Annotated in this window: 16 protein-coding genes; 5 read left to right on the top strand and 11 right to left on the bottom strand. The window is 60.0% G+C overall.

Features of this window, described 5'->3' with window-relative positions; translation table 11 throughout:
• Positions 1–62 precede the first annotated feature (62 nt).
• A complete protein-coding gene (locus tag C7402_RS09345) occupies positions 63–533 on the top strand; it encodes an Lrp/AsnC family transcriptional regulator (protein WP_116610406.1) in 471 nt (156 codons plus the stop codon).
• 300 nt (positions 534–833) lie between these two features.
• Here the strand turns inward: C7402_RS09345 and C7402_RS09340 are convergent, their stop codons facing one another.
• The 6 genes from C7402_RS09340 to C7402_RS09315 form a co-directional block, all read right to left on the bottom strand.
• Positions 834–1,790, bottom strand: a complete 957-nt coding sequence (locus C7402_RS09340) for a helix-turn-helix domain-containing protein (protein WP_116610405.1) — start codon at positions 1,788–1,790, stop codon at positions 834–836.
• Between the two features lie 129 nt (positions 1,791–1,919).
• Complete coding sequence (locus C7402_RS09335) at positions 1,920–2,273, bottom strand: BON domain-containing protein (protein WP_116610404.1); 354 nt, start codon at positions 2,271–2,273, stop codon at positions 1,920–1,922.
• A gap of 217 nt (positions 2,274–2,490) precedes the next feature.
• The gene (locus C7402_RS09330) at positions 2,491–3,129 is read right to left on the bottom strand and encodes a helix-turn-helix domain-containing protein (protein WP_116610403.1); all 639 of its coding nucleotides are present in this window, start codon (positions 3,127–3,129) and stop codon (positions 2,491–2,493) included.
• Positions 3,130–3,466: 337 nt separating this feature from the next.
• Complete coding sequence (gene mdlC, locus C7402_RS09325; RefSeq protein ID WP_116610402.1) at positions 3,467–5,065, bottom strand: benzoylformate decarboxylase; 1,599 nt, start codon at positions 5,063–5,065, stop codon at positions 3,467–3,469.
• Positions 5,066–5,095: 30 nt separating this feature from the next.
• Positions 5,096–6,502 carry an NAD-dependent succinate-semialdehyde dehydrogenase gene (locus tag C7402_RS09320; RefSeq protein ID WP_116610401.1) on the bottom strand — a complete coding sequence of 469 codons (1,407 nt, stop codon included), beginning with the start codon at positions 6,500–6,502 and terminating at the stop codon, positions 5,096–5,098.
• Positions 6,503–6,585: 83 nt separating this feature from the next.
• Positions 6,586–7,701, bottom strand: a complete 1,116-nt coding sequence (locus C7402_RS09315; protein WP_208948918.1) for an enolase C-terminal domain-like protein — start codon at positions 7,699–7,701, stop codon at positions 6,586–6,588.
• A gap of 112 nt (positions 7,702–7,813) precedes the next feature.
• On the opposite strand from C7402_RS09315, the gene C7402_RS47975 reads away from it, so the two are divergent.
• Positions 7,814–7,942 carry a hypothetical protein gene (locus C7402_RS47975; RefSeq protein WP_279635542.1) on the top strand — a complete coding sequence of 43 codons (129 nt, stop codon included), beginning with the start codon at positions 7,814–7,816 and terminating at the stop codon, positions 7,940–7,942.
• Positions 7,943–8,074: 132 nt separating this feature from the next.
• On the opposite strand, the gene C7402_RS09305 is transcribed toward C7402_RS47975, so the two are convergent.
• The 4 genes from C7402_RS09305 to C7402_RS09290 form a co-directional block, all read right to left on the bottom strand.
• A complete protein-coding gene (locus C7402_RS09305) occupies positions 8,075–8,473 on the bottom strand; it encodes a DUF3331 domain-containing protein (RefSeq protein ID WP_165841841.1) in 399 nt (132 codons plus the stop codon).
• A gap of 184 nt (positions 8,474–8,657) precedes the next feature.
• On the bottom strand, positions 8,658–14,645 hold the full coding sequence (locus C7402_RS09300) for an AAA family ATPase (RefSeq protein WP_165841840.1): 5,988 nt from the start codon (positions 14,643–14,645) through the stop codon (positions 8,658–8,660).
• Positions 14,646–14,780: 135 nt separating this feature from the next.
• Complete coding sequence (locus C7402_RS09295) at positions 14,781–15,437, bottom strand: response regulator transcription factor (RefSeq protein WP_116610396.1); 657 nt, start codon at positions 15,435–15,437, stop codon at positions 14,781–14,783.
• Positions 15,438–15,548: 111 nt separating this feature from the next.
• The gene (locus C7402_RS09290; RefSeq protein WP_116610395.1) at positions 15,549–16,175 is read right to left on the bottom strand and encodes a response regulator transcription factor; all 627 of its coding nucleotides are present in this window, start codon (positions 16,173–16,175) and stop codon (positions 15,549–15,551) included.
• Between the two features lie 1,019 nt (positions 16,176–17,194).
• Here C7402_RS09290 and C7402_RS09285 point away from each other — a divergent pair.
• Positions 17,195–17,593, top strand: coding sequence for a response regulator transcription factor (locus tag C7402_RS09285; RefSeq protein WP_244314794.1), 399 nt, complete (start codon positions 17,195–17,197; stop codon positions 17,591–17,593).
• A gap of 780 nt (positions 17,594–18,373) precedes the next feature.
• Complete coding sequence (locus tag C7402_RS09280) at positions 18,374–19,021, top strand: GntR family transcriptional regulator (protein WP_116610394.1); 648 nt, start codon at positions 18,374–18,376, stop codon at positions 19,019–19,021.
• Positions 19,022–19,072: 51 nt separating this feature from the next.
• Here the strand turns inward: C7402_RS09280 and C7402_RS09275 are convergent, their stop codons facing one another.
• Positions 19,073–19,897 (bottom strand): class II aldolase/adducin family protein, encoded by an 825-nt coding sequence (locus C7402_RS09275; protein ID WP_244314793.1) that lies wholly within the window; start codon positions 19,895–19,897, stop codon positions 19,073–19,075.
• Positions 19,898–20,079: 182 nt separating this feature from the next.
• Here C7402_RS09275 and C7402_RS09270 point away from each other — a divergent pair, with 182 nt between their 5' ends.
• Entirely contained in the window at positions 20,080–20,670 is a 591-nt protein-coding gene (locus tag C7402_RS09270) for an SDR family oxidoreductase (protein WP_116610393.1), read from the top strand.
• The last annotated feature ends 32 nt before the right edge of the window (positions 20,671–20,702 follow it).

The raw sequence follows: 20,702 nt of genomic DNA, 5'->3' as shown, positions 1-20,702 counted from the left end.
AGTATGCCGTTTCTGCGCTCCCTTGCGCAGTTCACAAATGTTCGTCCGAAAAGTCCCAAGATATGGAAACCCGCAAACTCGACGCGACCGACAGGCGTATTCTTTCGGTTCTCCAACGCAACGCGAAGCTCACCAATGTCGAATTGGCTGAAGCGATCTCTTTGTCGCCTTCGCCATGTCTTGCCCGCGTCAAGGCGCTGGAGCGCGACAAGGTCATCTCGCGCTATATCGCCGTGCTCAATCCGGAGTCAGTCGGCTTGAACGTCAACGTCTTCATCCGCGTGCGGCTGGAAAAGCAGTCGCGTGAAATCCTGAGCGCGTTCGAAGCGGCGATCATGGCCCATGAAGAGGTGCTCGACTGCTACCTCATGAGCGGCGAAGCCGATTACCTGTTGCGCGTGGCGGTCCCTGATGTGGCTTCGCTGGAACGGCTCACGATCGACCGTCTGTCGAGAATACCGGGTGTCGCGAGCATCCAGTCGAGTTTCGCGCTCAAGGAAGTCAAAGCGAACAGTTCGCTTCCGCTCGGCTAGATCGAAGCCCAGCAGTGATTCGCCCGGACGGCTGACGAATTGGCTTCGCGCATTGATTCGGTTGGTTGGATCGAGACAAGAGACACTCCAGGCAATATATATCGCCGGACTTCGGGAACGCGCCAGGGGCGAGCGACAAGGCTCCATGCTAATCGAGGCGTAGAAGCAGTTGCTGCCGAATTGGATTGATGGTCGCTGCGTTCACAGAAGATTATGCTGCGCGGCGCATGGGTGATCACGAGCATTGCGCCCTTACCACGCAACTCATTGATTGAATCCTCCAGCGGAGTTTCCGCTGGCTCACGCGCTGCGAATACGTGCCTCGTCGCGCCAGCATTTGGGCGTGGTGCCTACGACCCGTTTGAAAACCGTTGTGAAATGGGCCTGCGTTTGAAACCCGGCCCGAAGGGCGGCGTCGAGGAGCGAGAGGTCGCCCGCAGCCAACAGCGCCTGCGAAAATTCAATACGTCGTCTCATCAAGTATTCATGGGGTCTGAGACCGGTCGCGAGACGAAACTGGGAAGCGAAATGCATGCGCGTCAGGCCGGCCGCGTTGGCCAGATCCTCTAATCCAATGGGTCGCGCGAGATTCGCTTCGATGAAATCGACCACGCGCTGCAAGCGCCATTTCGGGAGCCCTGCCTGCCGGGTCCACAGGGCTTGCGCATGCGGCCGCACGGATAGATCCAGCAAGCGGCTGATCAGCGCGATGCTCACGCTGTCCATATATAGCTGGCCATAGGCGCGAAATGACCCGTCGGCGAGGACAAGTGCATTCGCTAGCCTTTCGATGCAGGCGTCGCCGGCGATCTCCGGACGCCGTCGCAGTGACAAGTCGACATCCAGCCCGTCGAACGCCTCCATCGAAACCGCATTCAAGACCGAAGCCGGTGTAAGCAAATGCAGTACGTCGCAGCCTGCACTGAATACCGCACGTGCCGAAACACCAGGGCATGTCACCTGGAACATGCCCGAACGCAATTGGCCCTCAAATAGGCGCTTTCCTTCCTGCTGGAACAACACCCTCGTTGAGCGCAGGCTCACGCCGACTACGTAGCAATCCTGCAGACACGTCGTTCCCGTATCGACCACCGGACCATCCGCCGTCGTCCAACGCGCCAGAGTGATTCGCCCGTCCGAATTTCCGGCGCCCGGCTCGTCCATCTCCGGTCTACGCCAGATCCGCTCGGAGCAGATATGCGACGCCGCAATCCCCGTGCTCTCGAACTCCTGTTCGGCCGCTAGTGACGAAAACATGCCTAACTCCAATTCCCGGAATGGGCTTGTCCCCAATCCTCAGTCCAGTCGATGCTTCCAACGCATGTGCCGGCCCGATTTGTCTGCGCCGCCGAGAGCACTGCCGGCACGTGCCTGCTCGACCAGGGCCTACTGCGCACCTTCCTCATAGACGCTGAGGTAGTTCTTCACGGAGGTCACGCCAGCGACCTTCCGCGCGACCGCGGCGGCCGTTTCGATGTCGTTCGCGTTGGAAACTTCGCCATCGAGGCCGATATTTCCGTGCTTCGCAACAACGCGAATATCGGCGACATCGATTTTCGCTCCTTCCAGCGCCTTCTGGACGTTGTGTTCCAATTGATGATTTTCCTTGCGGGCCTCGGCTCGACTAGTGGGCGCAAGCGTGGCCGGCGTTTGCGCCACAGCAGCGGCTGAGTGCGCGCCGAGCACGAGCGTGCTGGACAAGGCTGTTAGGAATGCGAAGTTGATGATTTTCGATTTCATGTTAACTCCATGGTGAAAAAATATTAAGGGACACGGACAGCGAATCAGCGCGACGACGTCTCTGTTGATCGACGCAATTTGCTCGCAGCCGACTCGCCGCTGATGATGCTTGCCCGGCGCGTTGATCCGGTTCGGATCAGAACGGATCCTTTCGTGATCGCACGGCGGCCTGAACCGAAGGCCGACAGTGTCCTGGAGCCGGATTGGTCGTCGCAGCTTACGCCAGAAGACTTGCGATCGCCGGCCACGAGTGAACCAGCGCCCGTATACGTGGCGAGACCGCCGGTTGCATCGCCTTTAAGTTGCGGCGCCATTGCCCCGGCGGGATGCCGATGCGCGCGGAGAAAACCCGCGTCAGGTGACTCTGATCGGAAAAGCCGCACGCAACGGCGATCTGTGCGAGTGACTGGTTGTCGTCGTACATCAGCGTCATTGCAACCTTTAGACGTTCGGTCATGAGCCAGCGATGCGGCGTGGTGCCAACCGACCCTTTGAACGCGCGCACAAAGTGGTTAACCGAGATGCCACACTCTGAGGCAACGCTTTCCACGCAGACACTGTCGTTCATGTGTTTGAGCATATATACCTGGGAGCGCCGCAGTTGCCATGGCGCGAGTCCGCCGCGCAGTGGGCTCCCGCCTGCGGCAGCACGGTCGCATTGGCTCGCGCTGTGTTCGCTCGGGGCGACCACGCCGCGCATGATGGTTTCGTTTGCACTATGCCGTGCGAGCCGCGCCGAGACGAGCCATGCGCGCCATTGCCCCGCCACGCCCTCGTCGCGCTCCGGCAGTCCCCCCGCGTCCTCCACGGTCGCTTCCTTCGCAGTATCAAGCTGGTTTGACATGGTTTCGTTCATCCCGTGGGGTGTATCGATCTGCAGCCGCGGCAGAAACGCGTGTTGTCCGCCGGCGATCGGTACGTGGCCAATGTCTCGCCGGGTCGAGCATTTGCTCGTTGGGTCGTGTACGCGAAGCGCTCTCGCGAGCCATCGACTGCTGCCGCCACGGTGTCCCGCGACATGCTGCAAGCGCTTGCGCCACACGTAAAAGTTACGTTCTGAGCGAGATGAAAACCAGATCACGTACGGTTGGAGATTTCTGCTAAAAAGGATGGCGGCCCTATACTTCCGTATAGTCCGCCTGCCGTGCGTGCGCCGTGGTCCGACTGTCACCGCACACGCACTGAAATGCCTGCTACAGCAGCGACGGCACTGTCGGATCGATTTCGACTTCGACGAGCCACGGCTGGTCTTCACTCATCCCTTCGAGTAGCGCACCTGAGAGTGCGGCGGGATCGCTCACGTGCGTCGCATGCAAACCATAGCCTTTCGCCAGCGATACGAAGTCAAGGCCCGGCAAATCGAGTCCGGGCACCCCCGGTGTATCGAGCTGGTTCGCGAATGCCTTGAGAATGTTGTAGGCCCGGTTGGCCGGCACGACGAACAGGACCGGCAGTTTGTGCTGCACGGCGGTCCACAACGCCTGGATCACATAGTTCGCCGCCCCGTCCCCCACGATCGCGATCACTTTGCGGTTCGTGCCCTTTTCGCGTTCGGCGAGCGCGACGCCCACGGCAGCCGGCAAGCCGTAGCCGAGCACCCCACCACTCATCGAAAAGAAAGAGTTGGATCGATGCGTGGGCAAACGCTGGCGCAACTGCTTGAGCGTGGACATCGACTCCTGCACGATCACGCTGTCTGCTGGACGAATCTGCTCGATCTCGTAGTACAGCCGCTCCGCTGTTATCCGCTCTCCCGCGGCCGGCTCCGGCAGCGCGGGACGCGGTACGGGCGCGGGGCGCAGCGATTCGCGCACGAGGTCGGCGAGCACGGCGCAGGCGCGTCCCGGGTCGGCCAGCACACTGTCACCCACCGGAGCGCGCGCGGCCTCGGACGGATCGTCCGTGATATGGAAGAGCCGCGCCCCCTGGGGGATGTATTCGCCCGCGACATAGGGGTAGTAGCGGAACACCGGCGCCCCGATAACCAGAATCACATCGTGCCCTTCGAGTCGCTCGCATAGCGGCCCAATGGCGCCGGGCAACGAGCCCATGAATTGCGGATGCGTTTCGGGAAATCCCGGCCGTCCTTCACCAGGCGCGGCCCAGACCGGACAGCGCAACCTGGCGGCCAGCCGCACAGCATCGTCCCAGCCCCCGCTCTGGTCAACCGCGCCGCCGAGCACGAGCACTGGCGAGCGAGCGCTTGTCAGCGCTTGCGCCACTGGCTGAAGAAATTTCGTGTCTGCGCCGAGGTGCCGCCCAATCGAGCGCACCGCGGGAATGCGCGGACACGGCTTGTCGGCGTCGTCCATCGGTAGCGACAGGAACACCGGGCCCGCCGGCGCCTGGACGGCCATTGCATACGCACGCATCAGCGCCCCGGGGACATCCTCGGGCCGTGCCGGCTCATAGGACCACTTCACGTAAGGCTGCGCGATTGCGTGCGGCTGCGTGTTCGTCAAATACGGCTCGAGCAGCAGCATCTCGCGCGTCTGCTGACCCGCGGTGATGATCAGCGGCGCGCGGTTGTACCACGCACTTTCGATGTTGCCCAAGGCATTGCCCATGCCGGCGGCAGTATGCAAATTCACGAGTGCTGGCCGGCCCGTCGCCTGTGCGTAGCCATCGGCCATCGCAACGGCTGGCGCTTCCTGAAGCGCCAGCACATAGTGGAAATCGGCCGGAAAGTGCTTCAAGAACGTTTCTTCGGTCGAACCCGGATTGCCGAACACCGTCGTCAATCCCAGATGCCGCGCCATATCGAAGAATGCTTCCTGTACAGTCTTTGTCATTTCACCACTCCGATGTTGTGTGTAACAGAATCAACCACCCTGATTGACCGAAGGCGCCGTCGAGCCCGCTGGCGAGATGCTCACGAGCCGACGGTTCACGAATTCACCGAAGCCGAGTTCCGCCAGTTCGCGTCCGTATCCGGAATTTTTCACGCCGCCGAACGGCAGATTCGGCGCAGTCCAGGTGGGATGGTTGATGAATCCCATACCGCTTTCGATCCGGTCGAGCACGCGTCGTCCCCGCGCAAGATCGGCCGTAAACACCGAGCCGCCGAGACCGAACGGCGTCGCGTTGGCAACCGCGATCGCCTCCTCTTCGCTACCAACGACGTAGCACGAGGCGACGGGCCCGAAGAGCTCCTGCGTGTAAATGGGATTGCGGGGATCGATATCGGTCAACACGGTTGCCTCGACGTAGAAGCCTGGACGATCCACCCGCCCTCCACCAACCAGCACGCGTGCGCCGCCACGCTTTGCAGCCGCGATCTGGTCGAGCAGATGCTTCATTGCCGCCTCCGACGAGACCGGTCCGAGGCGCGTCGATTCATCGAAGGGATCGCCCACCTTGAGCGCGCGCATACGCGCAACCAGGCCCTCGATGAAGGCCTCGCCACGCGCCTTGCCAACGACGATGAAGCGCTTGGCCGCTACGCAGCTCTGACCCGTGTTGTTCATACGCCCCCACAGCGCGTTGTCGAGCGTGGGTTCGAGCGGGGCATCTTCGAGCACAATGAAGGGATCGCTCCCGCCCAGTTCCATGACCGACTTTTTCAGCGCGCGGCCCGCGCGCTCGGCAACGCTCGCTCCGGCACGTTCGCTACCCGTGACCGTTACGCCGCGGACCCGCGAATCGTCAATGAACCGCGCCACCTGATCGAAGTTCGCGAAGACGTTGCTATAGAGGCCCAGAGGGATGCCGTCGCCCTCGAAGAGTTCCGCGAACGCAAGTGCCGATCGGGGCACATTGCTCGCGTGCTTGACGATCACCGTGTTGCCGACCATCAGCTGTGGCCCTACCACGCGCGCGAGCTGATAGTACGGAAAGTTCCACGGCTCGACGCCGAAGATCACGCCTAGCGGCCGCGTTTCGATCTCGCAGCCCGGCGCGCCTGCGATCGGTGCGGGTCGAAGAAAATGTTCGGCGCGCTCCGCGTAGTACTCCAGAATATCGGCGGAAAGCGCGACTTCGCCACGGGCATCGCCGATGAGTTTGCCCATTTCGAGCGTAACGTAGCTCGCGAACTCCTCGGCGCGCTCGCGTAGTTGCTTCGCCGCGCGGTAGAGAACGCTTGCTCGCTGCGCCACGGGGCGGTTGCGCCATTCGTGCTCGAAGCAATGCTGGGCACGGGCAAGGACCGTTTCTACGTCGTCGTCGGTGATGCCCTGGAACGTCTTCAGGATCTCGCCTGTTGCAGGATTGATGGTCTGGTAAGCCATGGTAGTCTCCAGTGAATTAGCTGCGGCCGATCGTCCCGAAGGGGAAGCCGCCGGTACCGCGAGCAGGAAAATCTGGCGCCGGGTCAGGCACTCACGAGATAGCGCTCGACGCTCTTCTCGTTCCATTCGATACCCACGCCCGGTACGTCTTTCGCACTCACTTCTCCGCGCCGCGGTTCGAGTGGTTCCGCGAGCACGGGATTGGCCCAGTCGACCCACTCCAGCCAGTGCGCAGTGGGCGTGACGCGCAAGAGATGCGCGGCAATCTCCGGATAGAGGTGATTCGAGAATTGCACGCCAGTCGCGGCGGCCAGATGTGCCGCACGCAGCCAGCCGCTGACGCCGCCGATACGCATGAGGTCTGCCATGGCATAGTGCACGGCGCCCGCGGAGAGGAACGCATAGAGATCCCGCGCGCCATAGTAGTTTTCGCCCATCTGCAAAGGAGTGCGTACCTTTGCGGCGAGCTGCGCGTAACCACGGATGTTGTCGTAGGCGATCGGTTCCTCGAACCAGTACAGCCCCTTGTCGTCCAGTTCGTGGCAGCGCCGCATCGCGTCACCCAGGCCGAGCGCCTGGTTGAAGTCGACCATCAAGTCGATGTCGCTTCCCACGCCGTCGCGCACCGCCTCGATTGCCGCAAGATCGGCGTCCAAATGAACGTTACCCAGCCGCAGCTTCATGGCCTGGAAACCTCCCTCCTCGTGAAGCGCCCGCGCCTCCGCCGCGAGCGTCCCGACTTCGTGACGCCACAAGCCATTGCTGTTATAGGCTCGTACGGGGCCGAGCGAGCCTCCGAGCAGAACCGCCAATGGCTTGCCCGCGTGCTTCGCGAGCGCATCCCAAAGCGCCATGTCGAGTGCGGACGCTGCGATCGTGGTGATGCCGCTCAAGCCGACCGGGTTGAGCAACTGCGCCGCGGACTGGAAGGCATCGAACGGAGCGAACACTTTGCCCTTGAATGTGTCGGCGAGGTCGCGTAGTTCGGCGACGATGGCTGGCACCGCGCTTGCGCGGTACGGCGAGACGTAGCTGCGGCCGACGACACCCCCTTGCGTCTCAAGATCGAGGAGGATGAGCGGCCAGGTGTCGAAACGGCCAATGCTGGCCACAACGGGGCGTCGCAGCGGTACGACGACGGCGCGGATTTTTAACGCCTTGATGGTAAGAGGTTCGGACATAGGCTCACTCCGTTTCATGCACCGGCTGGCTGCCGGTGTCTCAGGCGTGAACTGTGAACGATTGCCGCTGCGGCTCGTTTATGCTTCGCACGATTGATTGCTCGCCTGCACGATCATCGTCCAGAGCGGAATGGCTTTCGCCGCAATCATGGCGCACGACCCGGTGCGACCGGACGCGCTGATCCGGACAACGGGCAAAGGGGAAATTGCGGGAGCGGTCGAGATTGCCGGCTCCATCGAAATCACAGCCGTGAAATGAACGATGGAACGGTCGAAGTGAATGAGTGGGACCATGACAGTCCCAGTGCACGGATCGAGCATCCGTGGCGCAATGGCATCAGGCTAGGGGGCAATCCGCGCGCCTGCGCGTTCGAGCTGCCCGGCACGCTTGTCACCGGGCGACGGGCGCCCCCCGCACCGAAGCCGCCAGCATCATGAATCCCGCGTTGGCAGGCATCTGCCGGCGCCGCCTCAGAGGCCGAAAGACTTCATCGCCACGCTGGATCGACTCTCCGCTGAGCACGCAAACCCCCGACCTGCGCGCTTTCGCACAGGTCCACAACTGTTCGCCGTAATGGCATGAAGTCGAGTCGGTCCACGTGACAGAAGCGACATAGGGTGTTGGGCGCTCGATGATCCGGATCGCCACGCCCTCGGAACGGCCAGTCCTGGGTTGGCATGACAGGCGATGCCGAGGCGTCGAATCGAGCGCTTGATGCGTGCTTTCAAAGCGTTCCAGCATGGCCAAAATGTGCAACCACGGACTGGATCGCTGACCAATGACATCCATCTTTGCCTCCCATACCAGGTGATACCGGCCACGCCAGCATGAACAGACTCTGCTCATGCGCGTAAAGGAAGCATAAATAGGAACATCGCACGCATCTACTTCACCAACGTCTCGTCGCGCCGAACCTTCGCGTATATGGGCTATACGTTGGTTTAGTGCGTCGCGGCTTTCGATACTTCAACGATTACTGCAAGACGCTATCGCCAACCGGCAACTCGAAACAAAGCGTCGCACCCGCGTCGTCATTATTGAATGCCCAAATTGTTCCGCGGTGCTCTTCGATAATCGACCGGCATATCGACAACCCCAGTCCCATGCCATCGGATTTCGTCGTGAAGAACGGTTCGAAGAGGCGTCCGATTATCGCCGCCGATATGCCGGTTCCCGAGTCGCTCACCGAAACACGAACCATCGTTGTCGTCGTCCGGTGCGCGGAAATCTGCAAGACCCGGTTTTCACTGTCGGAACGCAGAATCGAATGCAGGCCGTTGAAGACGAGATTCATCACCACCTGCTGAATCTGGATCTTGTCGGCAACAACCTTGGGAAGGCTCTCACTTGCCGAAACGCGCAGCCGGATCCGGTTTCGTTCGAGCTCCTGGCGAACGAGCGCGACCACTTCGGCGACCGCTTGGGTCATATCGATCGGCGAACGGATCGGCCGCTCCTTGCGAGCCAGCGCACGAAGCCGGTTGATCACCTCGCTCGCGCGATTTGCGTCGTTCACGATACGATCGAGGTTCGCCGTCGCTTCGTCCAAAGACGGCACCGCACGATCCAGCCAGCGAATGCCCGCTTCGCCATGGGTAATGATCGCCATCAGTGGCTGCTTCAAATCATGAGCAATGGAAGCGGTCAGTTCCCCAAGGGTGGAGACGCGCGTTACGTGGGTCAGCTCGGCCTGGGCGCGAAGCAGCGCATTTTGCGCCTGATGAATCTCGGTCATGTCGGCGAGCGCCCCAACGTACTCCACCACGCGGATTGCGGATTCCACCGGGCGCGCGACCATCCTCAGATACTTGATGACGCCGCTTGCCGCAAATGCGCGATATTCCACCTCGACAATGGCAGCGTCTTCCTCGGCCTCCTGGAGCGCACGCTTGACATGTTCGACATCATCGGGATGGATGCGCTCCAGTATGAAGTCGAGGCGCGGATGCGCGGGCTCGTCGGCTTCCAGTATCCGGTACGTTTGCGCAGAGCAAGTCATCTCGCGCGACTCGATATTCCAGCCGACGCTGCCGATATTGCTGAGACGCTGCGCTTCCGATAGATACATCTCGCTACGGCAAAGCGCATTCTCCGAAGCGCGCCGGTCGGTCACGTCGATCGTCGACCCGATATATTCGCGCGAGCCATTGCCGCTGTTTGGCCACGGGCGAAATAGCAGATGCAGGCGACGCGTCTCGTCATTGCCACAGGCAACCGAAAACTCCGCGCTATGCGTTGCGTCGGCGCGGATGGCGTTCGAAAATTCCTCCTTGAACCGAAGCTGGTCGGCTAACTGGACGCGTTGCGCGCACATCTCGAGCGTCGGATTCCTGCAGTCGGCATCGACGCCCCAGAGTTCGTAGTTTTGCCTCGACCAGAGCATCACACCCGTCGTCGCGTTCCAGATCCAGGTGCCCGTCTTGCTAATGCGCTGCCCTTCCTCCAGAAATGCCTCGCTGCGTCTCAACCGCGCTTCCGTCTCCCTTCGTTCAGCGTTTTCCCGCTTGAGTTCCGTATAAAGGCGGGCATTCTCGATGGATATCGCAGCCTGCGCGGCAAGCATGTTCATCAGATTCACCCGCGCGATATCGAATACGTAGGGCGATTTTCTGTTTTCCATGTACAGCACGCCAACAAGTTCGGCATGGCGCAGCAGTGGGATGCACAGCAGGGATCGGCAGTGTCCGGCGCCCACGTAGTCGTCGTTCCGAAAGTCGTTGGCTACCGCACTATCTTCGATGACGACATCTTCCCGGGTTCGCATGACGTGCCTCACCACCGACAACGGCAGCGCGACATCGCCGAGATCAGCGTCCGTCGCGCAGACGACCAGATCATGTCCGTCAAAGCCGGCATCCGCCGCTATCCTGATCTCATCAGCTATCCTTAGCATGAGCAGCGCGCGGTCCGCTCCGCTGCGACGTATGGCAATTTGAACGAATGCACGCACCAGCTTGTCGAGATCAATTTCGCTGGACACGGTTTGAGACAACTGAAACATCGCGACGACGTCCACCATACCCAAGGACGTCGCGCTGGCGAGCCCGTTTTTCACGAGCGCCACCGGTTCGCGCAGAAAGGAAAAGGCTTGCTCGAGATGGCGCGTCTTCGCCCCGGCGCCCCATCGGCCGTACACGTCACGCGCCGAGCGCAAGCACGACCTCGAAACGGAGCGAATACCGCGGGCCGCGTAGAAGTGCGCAGAAAATTCCAGCGCCATGGCTTCATAGTGCGCGTGGCCGTGCGCCCGCCCAAGCGAGATCGCCCGTTCGTACTCCATTTCGGCGCGTGCGTCGTCCCCATGGACACGCGCGTATTCCGCGGCCGCCAAAGCGTGCCGGCTCCCGAAATTGTCAGGCGAGCCTTCCGCCCAGGCTTCCAACCGGTTCAGGGAGTCGCGTAGATCCTCACGTGTCTCACCGTTCGCACCCTCGGCGCCTTCGTCGATTACGCGCAGTGTGGCGAACGCCCTGAGGAAATGAAATGTCGCCTCTACGGGAAGGGTAATGATCGTCCCGGTGATCGGCTGCATATCCCGCGCGAGTTTGACCACCGCTGCGAATCGACCATCGAGGAATTCGACGGTCATCTGCATGACGATCGCGAACGCGACGCCACAGCCGAATTGCGCTTCGCGCAGGCTCTCGACAAGGCCGGTATAGGTCGGGCCGGTCACGGACACACTTTCTCCGGCATCGACGTGTTCCCTGCCCTGAAGTTGCGTCAGGAAGATCCGCTCGAGTTCAAGTACGGTACTGATAATCGGCGTTCGCAGTTCCGCCGCGAACTTTTGATTTTCCTTGCACAGAAGCAGCACTTCGTTCAGGTCCTCGCCTCTTTCGTACGCTTGCCAGACCGTCTCGAAGGCGATGTATCCCGCGTAGATGAAATCACCCACTTCCATGCAAAGATCTTTTGCCTGTTGCAGCACGGGAACGGACTCGCGCAGCGGCTTACGCCAAACCAGAACGTGGTTGCCATACAGATGAAGCAGGGTACCCCGCAATCGCGGCTCGCCGTGGCGGTCATTGATCACGAGCGCCACTTCGGCAAACTTCACTCCCAACTCGAAATCACGCGCGAAGCCGACCAGCAACGCGGCGAAGGTAACGAAAATATAGCCGGCGAGACGGGTGAAGCCTTGCGTCAAACACAACTCCGTGGCTTTCAGGACCAGCCAAGGAAACAACGCGGGGTCGCCGATATACGCGCCGGGTATCGCGTCGACGATCACGCCAATGACCATCTCGAGCATCGGATCGTCGATCCGCCCGCGTTCAAGCAGACTTTCCACGCCCTGCAACGCCCATTCCTGGCGCAACGCCTGAATCTTGCTCAAAACGTCCGTGCTGTCGCTGCCGTCCCAGACGTCGATATTGAGCAACGACAGCGCCCTGAGTGATGTCGCGACCGCACTCCCGCAGTCTCCGGCGGCTGTGTGTATCCGGATTTCCATGCGCAGTGCGCTCGCGCGCTTGAGAATATCGGGGGCGCGATCGCGGGCACAACGCGCGCGCTCGAATGCCCGCTTGAAATCTCCAGTCAGACATTCGCACTCCGAAAGTTCCAGCAGGAGATCGAATACGTCAATGCTCTTCGCTTCCACGCCATACCGTGTGACGAGCGTCTCGACGTGCGTGAAGTATTCGCGGGCCGCGCCCCACGCCGTCGCCGACCTGGCCGAACGCCCGGCCGCTATGTTCAGCACTGCGAGCCGCACCTGGTCGGAATACGTGAGCCTGGCCTGCGCACGGTTGAGATGGCCGACTGTTTCGAACACCTCCGCCGTCGATGGCGTCGCGGGCAGGTTGGCCAGAAGGTTCTTGCCGATCTTGCCATGCGCGCGCTCCCGGTCCGTGGCGCTCAACGACGCGTACGACGCCTCCTGGATCCGGTCGTGAACGAACCGGTACGAGTCGCCTTTGCGGGACACCAGGCCGGCCGATTCCGCCTCGCTCATGGTCGCGACCACCGCGGCGGTGCCCTCGCCGACCATCCGGGCCAATGCGGTTGCCGAAACGACTCCGCCGACGCAGGCAAACATCGCGAGAAGCTGCTTCGTACTTTCGCGCAACCGTGTGAGCTTGAGCGTCAGCAGATCGACGACGTTATCGGTGAAGTCGGTTTCTGCGATGCCCGACAGGTCCCAGTTCCAACCGCACCGAAGCGGATGCGGCACGACCAGCCGCTCCTGAATCAGCTCGCGGAGAAATTCAATCGTGAAGAATGGATTCCCGCCCGTTTTTTCAAAAATGACGGTCGAGAGTGGTGCGATGGCATCCGGCTCCTCGTCGAGCATGTGCGCAATCAGGTCCTGCACATCACCCGGCGCGAGTGGCGATATCCGGATGCGCTCGGACACACGCGGGCCCGACAGCAAGCGCTCAAGCCTTTCGCTCGTGACACGCGATGCGCCATGCTCCTGGTCGCGGTACGCAAGCACCACGAGAATGCGGCCTAGCTCAGCGTCGGAGGACAGGCCGTCCATGATCTCGAGCGTGCCGGCATCGAGCCATTGCACATCGTCGAGGAACAGCACCAGGGCCCGCTGCGGATCGGCGAACAAATTCAGAAAGCGGCGCACGACCAGTACGAAGCGATTCGTCGCCTCCTGCGCCGGCAAGGTTTCGCAAAGCATCTGCGGCCCGACGATCGACTCGATTTCGGGAACGAGATTGACGATCAATTGGCCGTTTTGCCCGATGGCCTGCTCGAACTTTCTGCGCCACTCCGCAATCTCAGGGCCGGACTTGCCCAGCAGGGGACGAACCAGTCCCCGAAGCATCTGGACAAACGCGCCATAGGGAAGGTTGTCGTTGTACTGATCGAATTTGCCTAGCGTGACTGGAATGTCCGCCGCCCCGATCTCGCGCTTGAACTCCTCGATGAAAAACGTCTTGCCCACGCCAGGCGCCCCTTCGACGACCACGATGAGCGCTTGCCCGGACGTCTGCACCTGCTCCAATGCGCAATGGAGTTGCGCCAACTCCCGGCGCCGCCCATAGGACGTCTCGGGAAAAACCACGCGGTCGCGCCGATCGCCGCGACCCGGCAACCCGGTCGGAAAGTCAGCTCTCTGGCCGATGTCTTCCATACAGAGCTGTAGATCCGACTCCACACCCGCCGCGGTCTGGTAGCGGTCATCCACCGCCTTGGATAGCAGTTTGTTAATGATGAAATCGATCTGCGGCGGAAGATCGGGAACCACGCTTTTCAATGTGCGAGGCGAACTGACGAGATGGGCGTAGAGCCACTCCTCGCGCTCGCTCGCGTCATAGGGAAGCTGGCCGGACAGTAGTTGATAGAGCAGTATTCCTAGCGCATAGAGGTCGCTGCGCGGATCGGCGTGGACACTTGTGCCGCGGATACGCTCCGGCGCGAGATACGGCAGTGCGCCAGTGGCGATGGCATGGTCACCGTCGAAAGATGTGCACGCATCAAACACGCTGGAAGTATTCTGAAGCCCGGTGAGCCAGATCCGGTTGTCGGTGCCGACGAAGGCATTCACCGGATTCAGGCCATTGTGGACGAGACCCCGCTCATGAAGACGCTTGACGGTCGTCGCAAGCGATACGGCAAGCGGCAGAAATTGTTTCAGGGGACGGCCGATCGCGATGTCGTTCGCCAACGGCCAGCCTCCGCAGTCCGTTAGAACCAGCAGGAATTGGCCTCTCGCACTGAACAGATCGCGAGGCTGGATACCCCAGTCCCCGCCAATCATTGCGCGCAGGCCATGTTCCTTTTCCAGCGCCCACAGCGCCTCGCGCGGCGGCGGCTCGCCGGTTGGGCACTTTACGAGGATCGAACCCGGCGCACCGGTCGTGACGACGCGATACATCGCAATGCCATCCTCGCTATAGAGGACATTTGCGCTCACCAGCCGCCCCAGGGTTTCAGCAGCCCCCGTTGCATCCCAGCCCGGGATGTTCGCATCCACAAATGAATCTTCCAGCAAAGGCATCCTTGCCTCCATCAAGCCGGTACGCGTTCGGGCCTGAGGCGGCGCAAACGTATTCGGGTTAAAAGCACGACAACAGCAATGATTGGGGGAACGCCAGACGGGGCGACCGCGTGACGGCGTTGCGCGCCTGGCGCTTCATGGCGTGAACGACGTCGTGCTATTGACGTGTTCCATTTTGCGGACGAGATCGGCGACTGACTGCGCACCGAGTTTGCGCATGGCCGAACTGCGGTAAATCTTGACCGTAATTTCGCTCAGATTCATTTTCCCTGCGATCTGTTTATTCAGCAGCCCATCGATCACATAGGAAATGACTTCCCGTTCGCGGGCGGTGAGCAGGCCATATCGCTCCCTGAGGGCGGCCGCCGATCTGGCTTTTTCGAGACTCGCAGCGTGACGGCGAATCGCTGCCGATACCGCGTCGATCACACGCTGGTCCCGGACCGGCTTGGCGAGAAAATCCAGCGCCCCCGCCTTCATCGCCTGGACGGACATTTCTATGTTCCCGTGCGCCGTCATGAAGATGATTGGCATGTCGGCCAGGTGTTCGCGAGCGCTCTTCTGGAACGTCAGACCGCTCTCGCCACGCAAGCGAACATCCAGCACGAGGCAGCTCGGGACGTCGGGCTTGTCAAATGCGACAAACTCCAGAGTGCGCTCGAACGTGTGCACTGAAAATCCTTCCGAACGCAATAGACTGGACAATGCGGAGCGAACCGACTCGTCATCGTCAATCACATAAACCATCGCCCCCCCCATCGAGGACGCGGGCTGCATCGTGTTCTTTTGCATTCGGATGCCTCACGCTATCACGCCGAGGATCTTTATCATCGAGTTTCCCATGGGCATACCCGGGCCGGCGCTCTCGCGCGCCAATGCCGGTTCATCTGCGTGCGCAATCATTCACTGGGACTCTTCATCCGGACACAACGCCCGCACCTTCTTCACCAGTTCGGCCTTCGAGCGCGCGGAAAGCTTCTTCATCACCCTCCCGCGGTAGATTTTCACCGTCATTTCCGTGAGACCCAATTTCTCAGCGGTCACCCGGTTGATGTGACCAGCAGCAACAAGACGAGCGATATCGCGCTCGCGCGGCGTAAGAGTCGAGAACATCTTCCGTAAGGCTTCGGATAGGCGTCTGGTCTTGAGTCGCGCCTCGTCGATCGTCAGGGCTTCCGTGACGGCTTCGAGCATGTCCTGTTCGCGAAACGGCTTCGCCAAGAAATTCACCGCGCCACCTTTCATGGCCTGGACAGACATTTCGACATCGCCATATCCAGTCATGAAGATAATGGGAATCGTGATACGGTTCTCTAGCGCCCACTCCTGAAATGCCAGACCGCTCTCGCCCTTGAGGCGAACGTCGAGAATCAGGCAACTCGGGGTTTCCGCTCGCTCGTGCGCGCGAAAGTTGGAAGTGGACGAAAACACTTGAACTTCGAACCCTGCGGATTCGAGCAAGTTCTCGAGGGCTGCGCGAACACCTTCATCGTCGTCCACGACGTAGACAATCGAATTCATCTGCTCCATTTCGACTTAATCCAGTGCGTTCGTCCCAGCAGGCCGATTCATGCCCGCCCCTGCCCGGCGGGAGTCAGCATAGCTCATCCTGGCCGGACACCATCATCAATACTTTTTCGTCACTCGCAGCCGCGAAACGTTAGCGCGACAGGGTCTGCTCAAAGTTGCGGCAATCACCCTCTCCCAAGAACCAGGTTTCCAAACCGGAATTCTCGAGGACTTTAAATCCAGGCTTCGTCTCAATCGAGAATGCGAATTTCTCTCCCAGCGCTTAAAAAATATTGCTCAATTTGTGCTGAAAATTCAAACAGTGATGGCTCCATTCTTAATGCGGCGTCTTAAGCTCCTGTATCGACGACTTCACAGCGCAAAAACTGAGGTTCTCGCCGGGACAGCGCCCGAGCGGCACCAGTGAAACGAATAGCGGCAACCTCTTCCACTTTGTGACAATCTCGAAGTAAACCGCCATCAACCCGGACTATGCTGCAAGGGCTTCCACACTGCCCCCTTCGCACCAAACGCAACGACTTTCGTCGCGCCCAGATTTGAGCCTCTTCAGCAAGAGAGGCCCTCTTACTCGGGCCGCTCACCGGGCGCAACTCCTGACGAACAGACGAGGGACCGCTGACTTCGCACCGTTCGCCGTCGCATCGATACATACCCCGCCCTACTTCTGTCTCTCCGTCGGCGCTACGGACGTGGACGGTTGGGACTTGATTCCCCGGCCGGTGACCGGTCAGTAAAGGCAGCACGCTCCAGCCGCCGGTGCCAGCGTTCCCGAAACGCGCTGACGTCTCTGCCGGCAGCGCCTCACGGCCACCTGCACCTGTTATGCAAATGAAATAATATTGAAATATTTTTGCAATTTTCTCGCGAGATCCTTCTGCGCTCGCCAGACACCTATCAATAACATCTTAACTTTCGGACGAAGATCTACCTATATAAACCTCCGTATGGGTTTCGTCGGCCAACGGTCTCGGTTAGGCTCTCGTCGGGTACACGTTGCGTTTGCCGCAATTGGCCGCCACATGGGTCTGGGAGAAGAACAATTGTGCCCCGCACAGGTGATTTGCATCGTCGACGACGATGAGTCCGTTCGAGTCGGCTTGTCGAGTTTGTTGAGGTCGTTCGACTACGAGGTTGTCGGCTTTGAATCCGGTATCCAGCTGCTAGCGTGGATCCGGAACAACCGGTGCAGTTGCATCATTTCCGATGTCCAGATGCCGGGCATGTCGGGGATCGAGATGTTTCTCCACATGGTTAGGGAAGATCTGTTGATACCGACTATCTTCATAACGGCCTACCCCACCCCTGAACTTCAGCAAAAAGCGTTGTCGCACGGCGCTTGTGCTTTCCTGATCAAACCTGTTGCGGCCAAAGACCTTGAGGCGCTGATCGGCCTGTACGCGGAACCACGCACAGACTAGTCGTTACGCGGCGAGACCGTTGGTGGCGAAGAAGCGACACTCGGTCAAGCCCAACTGTCATTCGACTGGAGTAACGAGCTCCGCTGGCAGGGGAATTGCGGGCGAGCAGTATGGTCGTCGATGCACGCGGCCAGAGTGCCGCATCGCAACGAGCGGCACAAATCCACCGGCGATGAGGCCGCCCAGTTGAACGCCAGGTGAAGCATCCGCATACCGGCAATAGTCTGGGGAAACCCGGTTCGTGCTTCTCACTGGCAATATTCTTAAACTTCACCGCAGCAGATGGAGACGGCTAATGTACGCCAGCAACTGTCTTCTTGTCGAACGCAGCTCGTTGCCACCGCGGCTGGAATTCTTCGGCGTTCGCTTACTGAAATGGACCTTAGACAAAAGCACGCACAGTCTTCAGACCGAGCGCAGCAGATTCTCGTCAGCCGAACTGCGGTCATCAACCCTCCCATCGCGGTCGACGTTTGCTCCAGCGCGGATGCCTGATCGTCGGTTCTTGCGGACAACTGCTGGCTCATACTAACGATTTCGCCCGACTTGCTACTCACTGCGTGGGTACCCGCCGGTCAACTCTTCCCACTCATCTCTTTCACATTCGCATTCGCGAAGGCATGTCACTTCGAGAACTTCGAAGTTGCCCGCTGTCACGTTCCAGGCATTCCCCTCGACTGTGGCGATCTCGGCCCCACACATCGCATTCGGATTGAATGCAATGTGCTAGGATATGGATACTAGTGTCCCATCTTGGCACGCTCCCAACATACCGCTGACATGCCCGAAATTACACAACTGCATCATCAAGTCACTGAAATTCTGCGTGACAAGATTGTCGACGGTAAGCTGCGCCCCGGGACGCCAATATCAGAGCGGGAATTATGTGAGGAACTCGGGGTCTCGCGTACGCCGCTGCGCGAGGCGCTGAAAATTCTCGCGTCCGAGGGGCTCGTGCAGTTGTTCAGAAACCGTGGTGCAATCGTGAGCCCGATCTCAGTGGAAACGATTGAAGATAAGCTTGCCGTCCTTGGCGCGCTCGAAGGCTACGCAGCGAAGCTCGCCTGTGAAACCGCTAGCAATGAGGAACTCACGGATCTGGCTGAAATCCATCGTCGCTTTGCAAAAGACTTCGACGCTGAGAATGCCGAAGAATATTTCGACCTGAACCAGTCATTCCACCGCAGGCTGGTGGCGCTGTCCGGCAACGGCGTGCTTATCGATCTGCACGCAATGCTCTCAAAGCATGTACGCCGACCGCGCATTGAAGGTGTCCGTCAGCACGTTCCCACGCGCAAAGTTATCGACGAACACGCAGCGATCCTCAAGGCATTGCTCGCGCGCGACAGCGCGGCCGCACAACTGGCAGCGGAAGAACACCTCACCCGAGTCGCGCAGGCCGTCGTTAAGCACTTCCGCGCACGTTGAGTGATATCGCACAGGCGCCTGGGACGGCAGCCTGTGCTCAACACTGCCTGATCAACTCCGCCAGGAGGGATCCATGCTGTCAAGCATGCGCAGATACGCTGGCCAATCGGCGCCGCCGCGCCCATCGTCGTGGGCCGCAAACTGACGCACAGTACGCTCGCACACTTCCGCAGGCACCTCGACGAGTTCGCGGCCCGAAGCTAGCAACATGAGCTCGATGCGACAGGCTTCGAGCAGATCCTTGATACGGATGAACGCGGCACGCGCACTTGACGCGACTGTCAATACCCCGTGGTTACGCATGAAGAGCGCAATGTTCTGACCGAGGTGCTGCTCGATTCTCGCCCGCTCATCAAGCCCGTCAGTGATTCCCTCATATGGATGGTAGCCCACACGTCCATAGAATCGTACGGCATATTGTGAAAGCATTCGCAACGGCTCGACGCAAGCCGATATAGCAATGCCCTCTGCGGTATGAACATGAAGCGCGCAATTAACGTCCGGTCTGCATTGAAGCACCCCACCGTGCAACACGTAGCCCGGTCGATTCACGCCTGACTTCTCATCGAGGTCGCCTTCAATCGACACCTTCACGAGATTCGAAGCAGTCACCTCGCTGTACAGCCGGTCATGGGCCTTGATCAGGAAGGAGCCAGGTTCATTCGGCACGCGCAGCGAGATGTGGTTGTAGATACTCTCGCCCCAACCATGAATTTCCACGAGTCGATAGACGGCCGCAAGCTCTTGTCTTGCGCCCCATTCGTCTTGAGCAATCCCACTGTGTTCCATCGATCCTCCGTATGACGACCCGGCGGCGAGGTCGAAAAGCGCAGCCGGTTTGAAGTTGATACAAATTGCATTCAGTTTGAATTCCATTCTAGATTCAAACGACAGTACGAAGCAAGCACTCAGCGCGCCATCGGAAACCCTGGGCACTTGACGGTTGACATCGGCAGCGCATCGTCTTAAATTGAATTCAAATTGAATTCACAATTCGAGGCGCCGCGAGACACTTATGGGTTTCGGCGAAGGCCTCAATATGGAGCAGGAGACAACGCATGCAGTCAACCATCCTGAGTGGCAAGCGCGTACTCGTGAGCGGTGGATCTATGACCCTTCGCAAAAGCGTCGCGCAAGGACTCATCGACGAGGGGGCTCAAGTCACCAACGATACAAGAGCCTGTCGGGACACGCCTTCGCCCCGAGCAGCAGATCTCTTCGGCTTTGCCACTCAGCAGATGGGCGCCGTCGACATTTTTGTTTATCTGCTTACGTCTATCGAAGAGCCGGAACGCATCACTGACCTGACTCTTGAACAGTATGACTTTATCGTTCGCGAGCGAGTCAAAACACCCTTTTTCCTGCTTCAGCAGGCTGCCAAACACGTATCCGAGCACGGCCGAATTGTTCTTGTTCTGACCGCCAACCACAACGCGGGCGTTGCGAATGCGGGGGCAGACGCGGCTGTGCGTACCTTCGCCCGCGTATTGACGCGCGAAATTGGAGCGCGCGGAATCACCGTCAACGTGGTTTCGGGCGGACGAACCGAGTCCTGTGATGTTGTTAGCCTCGTCCTCCTTCTCACGGGCGAGGAAGGACGCTGGATCAACGGGCAAACGCTCGTCGCAGCTGAGACCGCTGTCGCCTGATGAAACCACTCCCGTCCAGATGCGCATACGCG

It is taken from the genome of Paraburkholderia unamae (assembly GCF_003096875.1).
In the GTDB taxonomy this organism is placed as follows: Bacteria; Pseudomonadota; Gammaproteobacteria; order Burkholderiales; family Burkholderiaceae; genus Paraburkholderia; species Paraburkholderia unamae.
This window is presented reverse-complemented; position numbering and strand designations above follow the sequence as displayed.

Excerpts from the sequence above, each read along its gene's own strand:
- C7402_RS09345 (WP_116610406.1), top strand. The coding sequence starts at position 63 with ATGGAAACCCGCAAACTCGACGCGACCGACAGGCGTATTCTTTCGGTT.
- C7402_RS09340 (WP_116610405.1), bottom strand. The coding sequence starts at position 1,790 with ATGTTTTCGTCACTAGCGGCCGAACAGGAGTTCGAGAGCACGGGGATT.
- C7402_RS09335 (WP_116610404.1), bottom strand. The coding sequence starts at position 2,273 with ATGAAATCGAAAATCATCAACTTCGCATTCCTAACAGCCTTGTCCAGC.
- C7402_RS09330 (WP_116610403.1), bottom strand. The coding sequence starts at position 3,129 with ATGAACGAAACCATGTCAAACCAGCTTGATACTGCGAAGGAAGCGACC.
- mdlC (WP_116610402.1), bottom strand. The coding sequence starts at position 5,065 with ATGACAAAGACTGTACAGGAAGCATTCTTCGATATGGCGCGGCATCTG.
- C7402_RS09320 (WP_116610401.1), bottom strand. The coding sequence starts at position 6,502 with ATGGCTTACCAGACCATCAATCCTGCAACAGGCGAGATCCTGAAGACG.
- C7402_RS09315 (WP_208948918.1), bottom strand. The coding sequence starts at position 7,701 with ATGAAACGGAGTGAGCCTATGTCCGAACCTCTTACCATCAAGGCGTTA.
- C7402_RS47975 (WP_279635542.1), top strand. The coding sequence starts at position 7,814 with ATGGCTTTCGCCGCAATCATGGCGCACGACCCGGTGCGACCGGACGCG.
- C7402_RS09305 (WP_165841841.1), bottom strand. The coding sequence starts at position 8,473 with ATGGATGTCATTGGTCAGCGATCCAGTCCGTGGTTGCACATTTTGGCC.
- C7402_RS09300 (WP_165841840.1), bottom strand. The coding sequence starts at position 14,645 with ATGCCTTTGCTGGAAGATTCATTTGTGGATGCGAACATCCCGGGCTGG.
- C7402_RS09295 (WP_116610396.1), bottom strand. The coding sequence starts at position 15,437 with ATGCAAAAGAACACGATGCAGCCCGCGTCCTCGATGGGGGGGGCGATG.
- C7402_RS09290 (WP_116610395.1), bottom strand. The coding sequence starts at position 16,175 with ATGGAGCAGATGAATTCGATTGTCTACGTCGTGGACGACGATGAAGGT.
- C7402_RS09285 (WP_244314794.1), top strand. The coding sequence starts at position 17,195 with ATGGGTCTGGGAGAAGAACAATTGTGCCCCGCACAGGTGATTTGCATC.
- C7402_RS09280 (WP_116610394.1), top strand. The coding sequence starts at position 18,374 with ATGCCCGAAATTACACAACTGCATCATCAAGTCACTGAAATTCTGCGT.
- C7402_RS09275 (WP_244314793.1), bottom strand. The coding sequence starts at position 19,897 with ATGGAATTCAAACTGAATGCAATTTGTATCAACTTCAAACCGGCTGCG.
- C7402_RS09270 (WP_116610393.1), top strand. The coding sequence starts at position 20,080 with ATGCAGTCAACCATCCTGAGTGGCAAGCGCGTACTCGTGAGCGGTGGA.